Annotated in this window: 8 protein-coding genes; 1 reads left to right on the top strand and 7 read right to left on the bottom strand. The window is 63.9% G+C overall.

Annotation, left to right across the window (positions count from 1 at the left end; genetic code table 11):
* Nucleotides 1-204 precede the first annotated feature (204 nt).
* From entS to fes, 4 genes are all read right to left on the bottom strand, one after another.
* Nucleotides 205-1,461, bottom strand: a complete 1,257-nt coding sequence (gene entS / locus ACMGGK_RS22460) for an enterobactin transporter EntS (RefSeq protein WP_420277279.1) — start codon at nucleotides 1,459-1,461, stop codon at nucleotides 205-207.
* Nucleotides 1,462-1,636: 175 nt separating this feature from the next.
* Nucleotides 1,637-5,581 carry an enterobactin synthase subunit F gene (locus tag ACMGGK_RS22465; protein ID WP_420277280.1) on the bottom strand — a complete coding sequence of 1,315 codons (3,945 nt, stop codon included), beginning with the start codon at nucleotides 5,579-5,581 and terminating at the stop codon, nucleotides 1,637-1,639.
* 32 nt (nucleotides 5,582-5,613) lie between these two features.
* On the bottom strand, nucleotides 5,614-5,820 hold the full coding sequence (locus tag ACMGGK_RS22470) for an MbtH family protein (RefSeq protein WP_004930023.1): 207 nt from the start codon (nucleotides 5,818-5,820) through the stop codon (nucleotides 5,614-5,616).
* Nucleotides 5,795-7,168, bottom strand: a complete 1,374-nt coding sequence (fes, locus tag ACMGGK_RS22475; RefSeq protein WP_072265060.1) for an enterochelin esterase — start codon at nucleotides 7,166-7,168, stop codon at nucleotides 5,795-5,797. Before fes ends, ACMGGK_RS22470 begins: the two co-directional genes overlap by 26 nt.
* 284 nt (nucleotides 7,169-7,452) lie before the next feature.
* Here fes and ACMGGK_RS22480 point away from each other — a divergent pair, with 284 nt between their 5' ends.
* Entirely contained in the window at nucleotides 7,453-9,735 is a 2,283-nt protein-coding gene (locus ACMGGK_RS22480; RefSeq protein ID WP_420277281.1) for a TonB-dependent siderophore receptor, read from the top strand.
* A 58-nt stretch (nucleotides 9,736-9,793) separates the two neighbouring features.
* Here the strand turns inward: ACMGGK_RS22480 and ACMGGK_RS22485 are convergent, their stop codons facing one another.
* From ACMGGK_RS22485 to ACMGGK_RS22495, 3 genes are all read right to left on the bottom strand, one after another.
* Complete coding sequence (locus tag ACMGGK_RS22485; RefSeq protein ID WP_420278109.1) at nucleotides 9,794-11,026, bottom strand: YncE family protein; 1,233 nt, start codon at nucleotides 11,024-11,026, stop codon at nucleotides 9,794-9,796.
* A gap of 47 nt (nucleotides 11,027-11,073) precedes the next feature.
* Nucleotides 11,074-13,983: a condensation domain-containing protein gene (locus tag ACMGGK_RS22490; RefSeq protein WP_420277282.1), complete on the bottom strand. Its 2,910-nt coding sequence runs from the start codon at nucleotides 13,981-13,983 to the stop codon at nucleotides 11,074-11,076.
* A gap of 78 nt (nucleotides 13,984-14,061) precedes the next feature.
* Nucleotides 14,062-16,155, bottom strand: coding sequence for a TonB-dependent receptor (locus ACMGGK_RS22495; RefSeq protein WP_049299585.1), 2,094 nt, complete (start codon nucleotides 16,153-16,155; stop codon nucleotides 14,062-14,064).
* Nucleotides 16,156-16,182 lie beyond the last annotated feature (27 nt).

A 16,182-nucleotide genomic window follows, 5' to 3' on the forward strand; every position in this document is an offset into this window, starting at 1 on the left:
CCTCAAGAATTTGAAGTGATAACCAATATAATAATGATTATCATTTGAGTTAATTCCGCGCTAAATTACTCGCCGATATTTGCTATGTCAATAAACGTAAGCACTTCTTTCATTTCGAAATCATGACATAAACGCTGTGGGTTTTACGCATGCCGATGATAAGCATTGCTATTTGATCCCACAGCGTTGTTTTAACGCGTTCGACTACTTTTCTGTGGCGGGCTGCGGCTCCGGTTTGTGCAGCGTGACCTGGCGCAAACCGGTCATGGCGAACAGCAACAGGATGCCGAGCAGCGCCGCGCCGAAGCCGAAACCGCTGGCGCTCATCGCCGGCAGCATGAAGGCGCCCATCGCCCCCAGCAGCAACGCGCCCAGCGCATCGCCCACCACGTTTTGCGCCGTCCACAGGCCGTTGATGCGGCCAAGGAAGTTATCCGGCGTCAGGCTCTGGATCAGGCCGTATTGCAGCAGCGAGTTCAGCGCGCTCAGGTAGCCGAACGCCACCAGGCACAGTAACGCCAGGCTGTACCACGGCATCAGGCCGAACAGGCCGATGGCGGCGAACGCCGCGATCGCCGTCAGCAGCATCACCCAGCCGGGGCGCGCCACATGCGCCACGCGCCCGCTGGTGAACGCGCCGATGGCGGCGCCGAGCGGCACGGCGGCGTACATATAACCGAGGTGGGCAGCGTCGATGTGCCAACCTTCCGCCATCGCCGGGTACAGCACCCGCACCGCGCTGGCCATGGTCAGCAGCGCGCCGATCAGTGCCACCATGCCGATCACCTTGTTCTGGAGCAGGAAGGCGAAACCGCCTGCCAGCGCGCGCAGCGGGTGTTCACGCGGCTGCGGTGGCGGCATCAGCTGCGGCAGGCTCAGCAGCGGCAGCAGCGTCAGCAGGGTGCCGAACGCCGCCAGACCGTAGTTCCAGGCGATGCCCATATGGGCGATCACCAGGCCGCCGATCGCCGGAGAAAGAATCGAGCCGAAGCGCACCGTCAGCATGCTGATGGCGCCCGCCTGCACGATGTTTTCGCGGCCCACCAGCGCCGGCGTGGCCGCCAGCAGCGCCGTCACCCCCACCGCGCCAAAGAAGCCGTCCCACACCGCCAGCAGATAAATGGCCGCCAGCGAAGGCGACGGCAACAGGGCATTGAGACACAGGCCGACAAATCCGACGCCGCAGGTGGAACGCGCAAACAGAATCAGTCGGCGCCGCTCATAGCGATCGGCCAATACGCCCCCCATCAGCAGCCCGGCGAACATGCCGCCGCCGGCCAGCGTCACCGCCAGCCCGACCTGCAGGGTGGAACCGGTCAGCGCCTGGATCTGCACCGGGATGGCGATCGCCATCAACCCCAGCGCCACAATGGAGATAAAGCGCGCGCAGAACACCGCGCGGAAAGCCCGATTGGTTTTCAGCAGGCTGAAATCAAGCAGGATGGAGGGTTTGCTACTCATCGGTTGTTCACCACATCTTTAAACGGGGATTCTGCAGTTGCGGAGCGCTATGCTAGCACAGATGACGAAATCAATAATGATAATAAAAATCATTGATATTCAATTGTGAGCGACCGCAAGAAACGCCGCCAAACGCGGGATAATCCCCGTGCCTGGCGGCGGGATGAGGGCGTCATTACAGCGTGCGCAAGATCCGGTTCAGCAGCGGCCCCAGCACTTTGAACGACGCCGGCGAAACGATATCGACGTGCGCACAGTCCAGCTCGTGCGCCTGCAGCGCATCGACGTACTGCGACCAGGTCTGCTGCACGTCCATCCCTTCCTGCAGCGTGCGTTTGGCGACGAACAGCGTCGCCTGGCCGTGGAAACGGGCGGTCCGCGTGTGCGACAACAACCGCACCGAATCGGCGTAGTTGGCTTCGATGTTGTCGAACATCGCCGTGCGCGTCTCACCCAGCGCCGGATCGAGCGTGTCCTGCGACACCGCCAGGAACTGCTCGCGCTCGCGCTGCACTTCCTTCAACACGTTGTCGTCCAGCATCACGTCCCAGTTTTGGGTCTCCGGCGGATAGGTATCCAGCAGGCCGAGGAACGCCACCTGCTCGCCGCGCGCCTGCAGCCGGGCGGCGATGCCCTGCGCCAGCGTGCCGCCGAGCGAATAACCGATGAAGTGGTACGGCCCGTGCGGCTGAACCTGCAGCACCGTCTGCAGGTGGGCATCCACTACCTGATCCATATCTTCGCTCAGCGCCAGCGGGCCATCCGGCCGCGGCGACTGGATGCCGACCAGCGACCAGTGCTGGTCGAGATAGCGCGGCAATACGCTGAACTGCCAGGAGAAACCGGACGCCGGGTGCAGACAGAACAGCGTCGGCCCCTCGGTGACGCGCAGCGGCAATACGCTGTCGAAGCCGCTGCGATCGGCCTCTTCCTGCGTGCGATCTTCCGCCAGCAAGGCGGCCAGTTGCTCAACGCGCGACGCCACCATCACCTGGCCGACGGACACCGCCTTGCCCAGATCGCGGCGCAACTCCGCCGCCAGGCGCATCGCCAGCAGCGAATGGCCGCCAAGGGCGAAGAAATCGTCGTCGGCAAACACCTGCTCGCGCTGCAGCAAACGGGCGAATACCGCAGCGATCTCGCTTTCCAACCCGGCCTGCGGCGGCCGCCCCGCCTTGCGCACACCGCCCTGCGGCTGCGGCAAAGCCTTGCGATCCAGCTTGCCGTTGGCGCTCAGCGGCAAATCACTCATTTCCACCAACGCCACCGGCACCATGTGCGGCGGCAGGCGGTCGGCCAGCGCCGCGCGCAAAACTTCCGCATCCCAGCTCGCGCCGGGCTGCATCACCAGATAGCCCACCAGCTGGCGCGCATCGCCGCCGGCGTCCACCGGCGTGCCCTGCAACACCAGCGCATGCGTCACCGCCTGGCGCACGCCCGGCAGCGACAGCAAGGCGTGGTCGATTTCACTCAGCTCGATACGCTGCCCGCGGATCTTCAGTTGATCATCGCTGCGGCCCAAATATTCCACCGCGCCGTCCGGCAGCCAGCGCGCCACGTCGCCGGTACGGTACATCCGTCCGCCCTCGCCGAACGGGTCGGCGACAAAGCGGCTGGCGGTCAGATCAGGCCGGCCAAGGTAGCCGTGCGCCAGCTGCACGCCAGTCAGATACAGATCGCCCGCCACGCCCGGCGGCACCGGCCGCAGGCGCGCGTCCAGAATGCGTAGTCCGGTGTTCCATACCGGCAGGCCGATCGGCACGTTGGCGCCGGTCACCTTCGCCAGCGCGTCGCCGTAGGCCGGATGCCAGGTCACATCCACCGCCGCCTCGGTCGGGCCGTAGAGGTTGTGCAACGGCACCGCCGTGCGGCTTTGCCACAGGCGGCACAGCTCCGCCGGCAGCGCTTCGCCGCTGCAGAACACCTGGCGCAGCGCGGCGCAGTTCGCCACCGCCGCGTCGTCGTCCAGTGCGGCCACGAAAGCCGCCAGCATCGAAGGCACGAAGTGCATCGTGGTAATGCGGTGTTGCGCGATCAGCTGTTGCAGTTGCTGCGGATCGCGGTGCGCCTCCGGCGGCGCCATCACCAGCCGGGCGCCGACCATCAGCGGCCAGAAGAATTCCCACACCGAGACGTCGAAACTGCATGGCGTTTTCTGCAGCACCGCGTCGTCCGCCCCCAGCGGATACTGGTGCTGCATCCACAGCAAGCGGTTGACGATCGCCTGATGGCCGACCAGCACGCCTTTCGGGCGCCCGGTGGAACCGGAGGTAAAGATGATATAGGCCGCATGATCCGGCATCGGGCCCGCGATCGCCACCCCGGCGGCATGATCGGCCGCCAGCGGCGCGTCATACAGCAAGATTTCGCCCTTGTCGGCGAAGCGCGCCTGCTGCGCCGGGTTGGTGATGACCAGCCGGGGCGCGGCGTCTTCCAGCATCATCGCCAGCCGCTCGTCCGGATAACCGGTATCCAGCGGCAGGTAGGCGGCGCCCGCTTCCACGATCGCCATCAACGCCAGCGACAGGAACACCGAACGCGGCAGCGCCACCGCCACGATGTCGCCCGGCTGCACGCCCTGCGCCACCAGCTGGCGCGCCAGCGCCGTGACCTGCTCGCGCGTTTCGCGGTAGGTGAAATTGAAATGCGCATCCGCCAGCGCCGGCGCGTTCGGCGTAATTTGCGCCTGCTGCGCCAGCAGTTGGCTCAGCGTGGCCGCCGGCACCGGATGCGTCGTGTCGTTGACCCGCGCCAGCAGCGCATGATCGTCGGCGGTCAGCATGTCGGCTTCGCCGATCGGCAACGTTGCCAGCGCGGCGAACTGCGCCAGCAGCAGCGGCAACCGCTGCAGATGCGCCAGCAGTTCCTGACGGCTGTAACGCTCGGCGTTGGCCAGCAGCTCCACCTTCAGCTGATGGTGTTCGTCGATAAACAGCGCAATCTCCAGATCGCGCACCGGCCCGGAGGCCAGATCGTGGGTAATGCCTTCGATACCGGCGAAATCCAGCTGGTAATCGAACATTTTGAAGTTGAAGACCGTGCCGTACAGCGGTTCGCCGTCGCCGATGCGCCCCAGATCGCGTTGCACCTGTTCGGCGTCGTAGCGCTGATGGCGGCGCACCGTTTTCAGCTCGCGGCTGATGCGGGCGGCGGCCTCATACAGCGTGGCCTGCGGCTCGAGGTGCATCTCCATCGGCAGCACGTTGATCACCGGACCGGCCGCGCACAGGGCGGCCGATCCGGTGCGGCGCATGAAGATAAAACCGGCGCTGAAGCTCGGTTGGCCGCTCAGACGCGACACCCACAGCGCCACCAGCGCCACCGCCATATCGGCGGCGTTCAGCTTCTGCTGCGCGCCGCACTGCACCAGTTCGGCGAAGGCCTGCGGATCGCAGCGCTGTTCCAATCGATGGATGCGCGGCGTGGGCGTTTGCCCGGCCAGCGGCTGCGGGCAGAGCGTGGCCGGCGGCGGCAGCTGCCGTGCTTTTTCGAGCCAGAAATCGGCGTCGCGTTGCCAGGCCGGCGCCTGCCGGTAAGCCTGGTATTCCGCCACCACGTCGCTGAACGCCGTGAAAGGCGTCGGTTCCAGCGCGTCGCCGCGGCAAAGATGGGTGTAAATCGCCGCCACGCGGCGCGCGATGGCGGTGAAGCTGAAACCGTCCACCAGCAGATGGTGATAGCGCTGATACCAGAACCAGCGGTCATCCGCCAGACGCATCACCACATGGCGATACAGCGGCGCGCCGCTGCCGGCGCGCAGATCGCTCGCCAGATCGATGTCCATCAGCGCGCGCGCGGCGGCTTCAGGGTCCGGCGACGTCGTCAGATCGACAAGTTCCGGCTCGTGCACCGCCAGCGCGTCGTCCAGCCATTGCACCGGCACGCCGTCACGTTCCGCAAAACGCAGGCGCAGCATGTCCACCTCGCCCAGGCCCTGGATGATGGCCTGCAGCAGAGGCTCCACGGCAATGGGGCCGTTGAGTTCGATGGCGTGAGCCACCGCGTAGGCATTGCGATGCGGGGAGATTTGATCGGCGACCCAGATGCCGGGTTGTGCCGCGACCAGCGGCCATTCGCCCGCAAGCGCCGGGCCGCTGAGAGAGTTAGGGGTATGTGACACTGCTTATTGCTCCCGTGATTACCTGGCGCCGGTCACGCCTCGCGTGCTGCGACCGGCAGAATATCTTGCCAATGCTGTTCCAGCCATTCGGCGCACTCGAGGCGCGCCGCCGGGCCAAAGACGATCGTCCACTCGGACGGAATGGCGCGGAAATCCGGCCACAAACTGTATTGTTGTTGTACGTTGCGCAGCACCAGGCTGCGCTGCTGTTGATCATCGAACGGATTCAGGCTTTCCATCATGTGTTCCTCGTGCCGTCGCCGATGCCGGGTAAGCGGTGGCGAAAGCGGAAGCCCATACCGCCTGCAGCCCATCGGTCAGGCCGCTGCGCCAACACAACGCGTCGTGCCCGCCTTCCACCACCCGGTAGTGCACCCGATGGCCGGCGTCGCTCAGGCGTGCCGCCATTTCGCCGCTGACCCGATGCACCAGCTTTTCCTGCGAACCGGCTTCCATAAAGACCTTCAGCGCGCCATGGTTGCCCAGGCCGTGCCGTTCTACCTGCTGCATCAGCCAGCAGGCGTCGTCGGGAATGCTCGGCAGCTGCAGCATGTCGCGCCGCGGCCACCAGTAGGAGCCGGACTGGGTGATCACCGCGCCGAAGCGCTGCGGCCAACGCAGCCCGGCGTACAGAGAAGCCAGGCCGCCAAAGCTTTGCCCCGCCACCACCGTATCGGCCGGCTTGTCGCTGTGCGGCGCCCAGTCGGCCAGCTGCGGCATCAGTTCTTCCTGCACCGCCAGCCAGAAATCGTCCTTGCAGGTTAATTCTCGCGCCCGGTGCGGCAGATCGATGATGTCGATCAGCACATACACCGCTTCCGGCAACGCCCCCTCGCGGGTCAGCTGCATCAGCGGCTCCCAAACCGGCATCTGCTTCGCCCAGAACTGGCCGTCGAGCAGGATCGCGAGCGGGCGCTCGGCCGGCTTGCTGTCGCCGGTGGTGTAGATCCAGACGTCGCGGCTGTTGCCCAGGCGTTCGCTCTGCCAGGTATGGCGCTGCAAACGCGCCGGCAGTGGCGGCGTGCAGCGCCCGCTGGCGATCTCATACTCGTCGAACGAGCGCCATACCGGCTGCGGCGGCGCATCCGGCATGTGCAGACCGGAGACGCTGTGGCCGCTGGCGCTTTGCCAGGAGCGATAAGGGTTGAGCAGATCGGGGGTAGCGCTGGCGAACACCTGGTGCCACCAGTGACGCAGGTTGTGCATGTTGGCGTGCGCATCGTCGCCGCTGAACGCCGGCGGCCGCTCGTCAAAGCAGGGGATAAAGCAGTAGCTGCCGCGCCAGGCGCCGCTCAGCTCGGTCTGCCAGTACCACACGTCGGTACCGGCCAAGCGCTGCAGGCTTTGCGGCGGATTCGGCTGATGATGGTCGGTCAGGCAGTTAATGTTGATCCACACGCGACGGTAGGCGGAGGTCAATTCGCATCCCTGAGGATCGCGCCAGAAGAAGGTGGTGCGCCACCGGCCGTTACCCGCCGGTTCTACCCATGGCGTACCGCGTCGTGCCACCGTCAACCACCACCCTGGACTGCCCGCATTGCTGCTGGCCAATAATCTGCTGCTTTCTGACTGTAGTTCTGTATTCACAACGCCTACCCATTTTGTAGTTGGCGGCACCGGGAACGTCGACTTTTCCCTATCGCCGGCCACCGCCCGAACGCACTGTACGCCAAATACTATTGATAATAATTTGCATTTGCAATAGTGTGTAAGGCTTGGAGATCGTGCTGGTATTGCGCGCAACGGACAGGGATCGGGGATACATCAATGGCATCCCTTGCCGCAGCCGATTTTCTATTTCCGACTACACAAAAACTACAACCGCCCTTCCCCCCATTCGGCGAGGGATGGCAGCAAGGTAGGACACTCAGATGAAAAGCAAGCTATCACGTTATTCTTTAGCCACTCTTATCGGCTTGGGATTGGGCGCGTCCGCGTTCGCCAACGCCGCGCAGCAGACCGACACCACCACCACGGAAGAGAACAGCGGCGCCACGGAGAAAAAGCCGCGCGGCGAAGACACCATCGTCGTGACCGCCGCCCGGCAGAACCTGCAGGCGCCGGGGGTGTCCACCATCACCGCCGACGAGATCAAAAAACGCCCGCCGGCGCGCGACATCAGCGAACTGATCCGCACCATGCCCGGGGTTAACCTGACCGGCAACTCCACCAGCGGCCAGCGCGGCAACAATCGCCAGATCGATATCCGCGGCATGGGCCCGGAAAACACCCTGATTCTGATCGACGGCAAACCGGCCTCCAGCCGCAACTCGGTGCGTCAGGGCTGGCGCGGCGAGCGCGACTCGCGCGGCGATACCGCCTGGGTGCCGCCGGAGATGATCGAGCGCATCGAAGTGCTGCGCGGCCCCGCCGCGGCGCGCTACGGCAACGGTGCCGCGGGCGGCGTGGTCAACATCATCACCAAGAAGGCCGGCGATGCGCTGCACGGCTCGCTGAACGGTTACTTCAACGTGCCGCAGCACAAGCAGGAAGGCGCCACTAAGCGCACCGACTTCAGCCTGTCCGGCCCGCTGAGCGACACCCTGAGCTTCCGCCTGTTCGGCGGCTACAGCAAAACGCAGGCCGACGCCTGGGACATTAACGAATCGCATAAATCCGAACGCGTCGGCGCCTACGCCAACAGCGTCCCGGCCGGGCGCGAGGGGGTGGTCGATAAAAACATCGACGCCTTGCTGCACTGGGATTTCGCCCATCTGCAGTCATTGGAGTTCGAATACGCCTATGGCCGCCAGGGCAACCTGTACGCCGGCGATACTCAGAACACCAACACCAACGCCCTGGTGCAGAGCAACTACGGCAAAGAGACCAACCGCATCTACCGTGAAACCTTCGGCCTGACCCACCGCGGTGCCTGGGACAACGGCGTGAGCACCAACAACTACGTGCAGTTCGAACGCACCCGCAACACCCGCCTGAACGAAGGCTTGGCCGGCGGCACCGAAGGCATTTTCGATACCAAGAACACCGGTTTCGGCACCACCAAGCTGGACGACTTCCTGGCGCACAGCGAAGTCAGCGTGCCGTTCGAGCTGGGCGTCGCGCAAACCGCTACGCTGGGTACCGAGTGGAGCCAGCAGCGCATGAAGGACGGCACCTCCACCAGCCAAACGCTGATGGGCGGCACCATTCCCGGCATGACGACCGGTACGCGCAGCCCTTACGCTTCCGCGCATATCTTCTCGCTGTTCGCCGAAGACAACATTGAACTGACCGACACCACCATGCTGACGCCGGGTCTGCGCTACGATCTGCATTCGGAATCCGGCAACAACTGGAGCCCGGCGCTGAACCTGTCGCAGGAACTGGGCGACTACTTCACGCTGAAGATGGGCATCGCGCGTTCCTATAAAGCCCCGACGCTGTTCCAGACCAACGGCAACTACCTGCTGTACAGCAAAGGCCAGGGATGTGCCGGCAGCGATACCAAAAACGGCTGCTACCTGCTCGGCAACGACGATCTGAAAGCGGAGACCAGCGTTAACAAAGAGATCGGGCTGGAGTTCCATAACGACGGCTGGCTGGCTGGCGTGACCTACTTCCGCAACGATTATCACAACAAGATCGAAGCGGGCAACTCGCGCATCGCCACCAGCAGCACCGGCACGGCGGTCTATCAGTGGGAAAACGTACCGAAAGCGGTGGTGCAGGGGCTGGAGGGCTCATTGAACGTGCCGGTCAGCGAGACCGTCACCTGGAGCAACAACGCCACCTACATGATCGAGAACAAGAACAAGACCACCGGCGATTACCTGTCGGTGATCCCGAAGTTTACCGTCAACTCGACCCTCAGCTGGCAGGCCACGCAAGATCTGTCGATGCAGTCCACTCTGACCTGGTACGGCCGTCAGAAGCCGAAGAAGTACAACTACCAGGGTAAACCGGCCACCGGCGGCGAAACCCGTGAGGTTAGCCCTTACGCCGTCGTCGGCGCCAGCGCGACCTATGACCTGACCAAAAACGTCAGCCTCACCGCCGGCATCGACAACCTGTTCGACAAACGCCAGTTCCGCGCCGGCAACGCGCAGAACGTGGGCGATCCGAACACCGGCGCGATCAACATCGCCGGCGCGGGCGCGGCTACCTACAACGAACCGGGCCGTACCTATTACATGAGCATCAACACCCACTTCTGATGGCATGTTCCAACGACAAAGGGCGCCGCAGCGCCCTTTTTTTTATCTTTATATTCAGCTAGTTGGAATGCAGTTGAATACGCACCACGCTTTCCGGCTTGCCGGCCTTGGTGGAAGCGCCGTCGTTTTTCACCGTCACGAACAGCGCGTCACCTTTCGGATCCAGCGCCAGGCTGTTAGGGTGCGGCGGCAAATCCACGGTCTGCAGACGCTTGAGCGTTTTGGCGTCAAACACCGTCAGCGTCCCGGCGCCGTGATCCACGCGTACCCCTTTGCGGTTGGCGACATACAGCCGCTGGCTGCGCTCGTCGAGCAACAGGCCGATCGGCACCTCATCCGTCAGCTCGCTGGCCAGCACCTTGCCGCTGTCCGCATCCAGCGCAAATACCCGGTGGCCGCTGCTGCGCTTCACGTAGTCGTGCCCCAGATGATGGTTGCGGTAGTCGTCGCGATCGATGCCCTGATCGACGCCCAGCAGGCGATTGCTCGCCGGGTCATACACCAGGTTCAGCAGCTGATCGGCCTGCACTTCGTGCGTGGCGGTGATCGCCAGCGTGTCGGCGTTCAGGGTGATCACCTGCCCCTGCATGTTGGAAACGAATACCCGACGGCCCTTCTCATCCAGCGTGATGCCCACCGCGTTGTAACCGAAGCCCGGGATCACTTTCTCCAGCTTGCCGGCCTTGGTATCGACCACGTACAGCACGCTGTCGACGCCGAAACCCAGGCCCGGCAGGAACAGACGGCCGCTTTGCGCGTCATACTTGATCTCGCGGAGGCGATACAGGTAGTCCTCGGTGATTTTAAACTTCTTCAGCTCCGCCAACAGGAAATCCAGACGCTTGCCGCTGATGCCCGCCTGCTTGTAAGCCTGCTCCAGCACCGCCTTGTCCAGCAGCTTGATGCCGCCCAGCGCGTGGTTGGTGGTGGTGTCCACCACCCCGACTTCGCCGTTGAAGGCCTGCGTCAGGTACAGGCGATTGCCAGCGTCGTTCAGCGCCACGCCGAAGCCTTTCACCTGCAGCGGGATCTCCGCCTTGATCGCCAGGGTGTTGGGATCCAGCCGCAGCACGCGGGAGCGCGCCTCTTCCTTCCAATCCGGCGCGCTGACGAACAGCGCCTGTTGCGAGGTGCTGTAGGCCATCTCCACCACCGTCGACGACAGCGCCTGGCGCTTGATGTCTTGCGGTTTGATGCCGGCATCGTCGGCCTGCGCGGCGCCGGCGACCACCAGAGAGGCCGCCACCAGCAGCGACAGTAACGCGCGCGGGGTTGCTAGGGTTCCAGACATCCTTTTATCTCCTTGAAAATCATGCTTTCGGTTAGAGTGAAACAACGTCATGCCTGCGGCCCGGGCGGCAGCGCCGCCAGAGCGATATCGCCAGCGATGTGCTGCGCAAACTGGGTAAAGACGTGCTGAACGCCGTCGGCGATCAGATTGGCCTGCTCCCGGCTGTAGTGATCCTGGCGGTAGGTCATCATCACCCGCAGGGATTTCGCCCCCGCCAGATCGTCTTCCATCACCTCAAACTGCAGGCCGAGCAACGATTCGGCTTTCTCCGGCTCCACCTGACGGTAGGCGATCGCGCTGCCGTCCTGCAGACGGAACTCGCCGTTCAGCTTGATGCGGCTGTGGATCTGGATAAACACTTCGAACATGTGGTTCTTGCGGTCGGCGTCCACGCCGAACAGCCCTTCCTCCACCAGATCGATCGGAATGTCAGTGTACGGCAGCGAGCCATTGATGGTGTTTTTCACCTGGCTGACCAAGCCGGCCACCGTCAGCCCCTCGTCGAAGCGCACGCGGTGCACCACCACGGTGGTGAAATAGCCGACGGTATCGAAGAACTCGGCGTCGTTACGGCCGGAAGTCGAGGTGCCCACCAGCAGATCCGCCGGGCCGCCCAGCAGGCGCAGCGCCGAGGTAATCCCGGCATACACCACGTTGAACAGCGACGCGTTGTTGCGGCGGGCAAGCTGATACAAGCCTTCCGCCACGGCAGGATCGACCTCGAACTCCAGCCAGCCGCCGTTGACGTCCGCCGGCGCCGGCACCGCCGGGTGGGTGGACGCTTCTTGCCGGAAGATCGGCTGGCCGACCGGCGCGCCGCGCAGCGCATCGAGCCAGTAGTCCAGATGTTGCTGCTGCACTCCCGAGGCCCGCTGTTGCCGGGCGAAGGTATGGAACTGCGGCGGCTGCCCGCTCCACTGCGGCGCCTGGCCGACGACGCGATGGCGATAGGCGACGCCCAGCTCGTCCATCATCAGGTTGAGCGACCATTCATCCAGCACCACATGGTGGAACAGCAGCGACAGCAGCTGTTGGCCGTTGTCCGCATCGCGCAGCAGCGTGGCGCGCAGCGGCAGCTCGGCGGCCAGATCGAACCGATGCTGGCCGGCGTCGGCCAACAGGGCGGCGGCATTACCCGCCGGCGTCTCGTGGGAGAAGCGGAACCACTGATAATCAGGCAATTCTGCGGCCGGCACCACGACCTGCACCACCTCCCCCTGCTGCTCGACGAAGCGTGAACGCAGCACGGTATGACGAGTCATGACGTCGATAAACGCCTGATGCAGCGCCGTTTCATCCACCGCATCGAAGAAGCGCAGAGAGAACGGCAGGTTGAAAATCTCGTCATGGCCGAAGGCTTCATACACCTTCCACAGCGATTCCTGTGCCAGCGACAGCGGCGCCTGTGCCCGATCATGATCGTCGGCGATGGCTAGCGCGGCATTCGGCTGCGCAACGTTCAGGCGTTTGGCATAGCCCGCCAGCCCGCGCGCCGTCGGATGGCTGAACAAATCGTTAATGTTGATTTCGATCTGATGCAGGCTCAGCAAGCGGCCAATCACCCGGGTAGCGACCAGCGAATGGCCGCCGCGATCGAAGAAGTCTTCATCCAGGGTCATTTCCGGGGCCACCAGCGCCTCACGGAACTCCTGCAAAATCAGCGGCGCAACACTTTCGTCCGCGTCGCCGTTCGCCGCCGGCGCGGCCATCGCCGGGGAAGCCGCCTCAGCCGCTGGCAATGCGACGGCAATTCGCTGCCCGGCCAGGAAGGCGCTGAACTGCTCCAGCAGGAACGGCGCCGCGTGCGGAGACAGACGCGGGTCGGTGACCAGCTCCAGCGTCAGCGCTTCCGCCTCGGGCAAGCCCAACAGCAGCGCCAGTTCAAACGGCGTATGCAGCGGCGGCAGCAACAGGCGTTCGGCGTGAACGCCTTCCATGCACCAGTCCGCAGCCAGATCGTCACGCCAGGCCACCAGCAGCTGCGCCCGCTGCGGATCCGGCTGTTCGGCCACGGTCTGTGCCAGCAGCCGCTGCCCGACGTTGCCCTCGCCATGCAGCACGGTCAGGCGCATCAGCGGTACCGCCGTCAGCCCCAGCTCCAGACCGATGCACTCCGCCGTCTCCGCCGTCGGCACGCACAGCTGCACGGCTTGCCCACCGGCCTGCGCGGCGACGAACTCGGCAAACCGCGCCGCTACCGCCGCCAGCAAGGCCCGCGGTGTGTCGTTGGCGGGTAACAGCGAACGCGCAATGCGCGTGACCACGCGCCCCCCCACCGGCGGCAAGGCTTCAGCACGCTGCGCCGGGCTGCGGTAATCCTGCAGTGAAACCGCCTGGCGCTTCCAGGGCAGTTGCGGCTCCGGGATTTCCGCCGGCTCGACCGGCTCCGCCACGAAAGACAGGGGCATCGCACCCCCGTTATAACGGGCGGACAGCATCGTCGGCAGGTGGCGCCACGGCAACGCTTCCGCCAAAATGTCATGCAATACCACGCCCAAAATCACGTCATCACCCGACGTGAGCAACAGCAGGCAGCGCAGCGGCGCTTCGCTTTCCAGTTCAAATGGCGCCGCCTGCGCTTGCAGCAGGCAACCCATGGCGTGTTGTTCATCCGCCACCTGACGCAGGCTCACCGGCAACGGCGCCGAATCGGCGGCGCGTTTAACCAGACCGTTTTCGTCATCAAAAACGTAACGCACGTTCACGCCCGGCGTTTCTCGCACCAGCGCCTGCAGCGCCACCGCCAGCCGGGCGATATCCACGTCCCCCGTCAGGCGCCAGGCCAGCGCCCGCTGCCCGTGTGCACCGCCCTGCTGCAGATGGGCGAACCATGCTCGTTCTTCGGCTTCGCTTACCGGCCGATCGCCGTTCGCCGCCCCCGCGCCCAGCGCCTGAAACGCGCTCTCCAGCCGCTGGGCCTCTTCATCGCTCAGAATGCTGTCAAAATCACCGATCACTGCGTTATCTCCTTTGCCCGGCCATGCCGGGATAGCGCATAAAATGGGGGACATTCGTCCCCCGTCACCGCGATAGCGTTAGAAAGTCAGCTCAACCGCTGCGCCGACCAGGCGGCCTCGCTGGAGAGTCGCCGTGTAGATGTCGTTGCTTCTGACCATCTCGCGGCGGTCGGAATCAAACAGGTTTTTCGCATACAGCGTGGCGCGACCGTAGTCGAAGGTGTAAGCCAACTGGGCGTTGGCCGTCCAATAAGAGCCGATGCGCCCGCGCGAGTCGTTGTCGTATTGCGAATAGTAGGAGTCGGTAAACGCCACGTTGCTGCTCAGCTCCCATCCTTTCAGGAACTGATATTTGGCGCCCATGTTGGCGGTGTAAGCCGGTGCGCGCGCCAGCTCATGCCCTTCCACGCCGCTGCCCGAGAACTTCTTGATGTCGGTTTTCAACAGGCCGAGGTTGCCGAACAGTTCGAAGTCCCAGCGCGGCTGCCAGGTGGCGCCGATTTCCGCGCCGTAGGTTTCCACCTTGTCGGCGTTGCGGATCACGCTGGAGTTCTCACCCAGCGAGTACGGAAGCTGCATGTCTTTGTAATCGTTGTAGAAGATGTTACCTGTCAGCACCACGTTGGCGTCTTTCAGGTGATGGCGGGTGTACAACTCGTAGTTCCAGACATACTCAGAACCGTAGGTGTAGCTGACCACCGGCGTGCCGATCGTGATGCCGCCGCCGCCGGCGTTATAGCCGCGGGCGATCTTGGCGCCGTAGGTTTGGGTATCCGTCGGTTTCCAGGCCACGTCCAGCTTCGGCAGGAACACGGTGTAGGTTTCATCGAAATCGATGCGCACCGCCTGGCTGCCGCCGTCGCGGCGACGGTGTTCGCGTTCCAGGCGGCTGGCGGCGGTCACGTCCACCTGCGGCGTCAGCGCATAGGTCAGCTCGGCGAACGCCGAATGGGTATCGGTTTTATCTTTGAAGGTCGATCCGCCGAAGATGTTGACGAACTCATCCTGCGTGCCGTGGAAGTAACGCAGCCCCGCCAGCCCGTGCAGGCGGCTGTCCGCTCCGCCGAAGCGCACCACCGGCTCCACGTGAACTTCCTGGCCGTCGATCTCGGCGTATTGGATGTTGTAAGCGGTCGGACGGTTGATGTTGAAATCGGTATAGATAACGCGATTTTCAAACGTCATCGCATCGGAGGCCTCCCAGGCCAGATCCCAGATGGTGCTGTTCATGTTGCTTTTGAACACGGCGCGGCGCGGATCGTGGCGCGGGTTGGTCGGATGCGGCTGCGGGTTGAGGCTTTCGTTCTGCGGCGCGGTGCTGCCAAAGTGGTTAAAGGTCAGCTTGGTGGTCAGATCGCGCAGGCCGGCCGGGTTAAACAACAGCTTGGCGCGGGCGGTGGTGGCCTCCACTTCGCGCGGATCGCCCACCGGCGCATAGGCCGGCAGATCGGCTTCGCTACGGCGGCGCTGGCGATCGACGCTGACGCGGAACGCCAGCTGATCTTCCACCAGCGGGCCGGACGCCATGGCGGCCAGCTGTGAAGAGTGCTGGTTGCCGGCCCCGCCCTTGAACGCGCTTTCCCATTCGAAGGTCGGATCTTTACTGGCCATGACGATAGCGCCGGCGATGGCGTTGCGCCCCTGGATGTAGCTTTGCGGGCCGAGGAACACTTCGACGCGATCCAGATCCCACAGCGACTGCGGACCGAACGCCTGTTCGTTATACGTCAGCGAACGGCCGTCCAATGACAGATTGAGGCGCGGGCGGGTGCCGCTGAGGAAAGCGTTGGCGCCGACGTTCGGGCCGGAACCGTCGATACCGCGCACGGTCGGCAGTTCGTTGCCGATGCCTAGATCCACCACGTTGGGGGTCATGCGCAGCAGATCGGGGATCTGCACCGCATCGGGCATCGAGGCGATGCGGTTGCTGTCGAACACCTGCACGCTGGAGCCGGTGTCGAAAATGGAACGTTTGATCTTCTCACCGGTAACCAGCAGCGTTTCCGCGTCCTGGTAGGTTTCGTTGCTCTTCGTTTCCGCCGCGTTGACGTTACCGATCGCCAGTGAACAAACCCCTAAAAATACGGAGGAAAATGCCCCAAGGGCTTTCATCCCCGCCTTTTCCCCGTTTCCTACGCTTTCATGCCGTTGAGCCGCAAAATGCTTGCCCATAGATGTCTTCTCCTTTCATCCCAGAGG

The sequence above is a fragment of the Serratia sp. BNK-33-b genome (assembly GCF_048684565.1).
GTDB classification, from domain to species: domain Bacteria; phylum Pseudomonadota; class Gammaproteobacteria; order Enterobacterales; family Enterobacteriaceae; genus Serratia; species Serratia marcescens.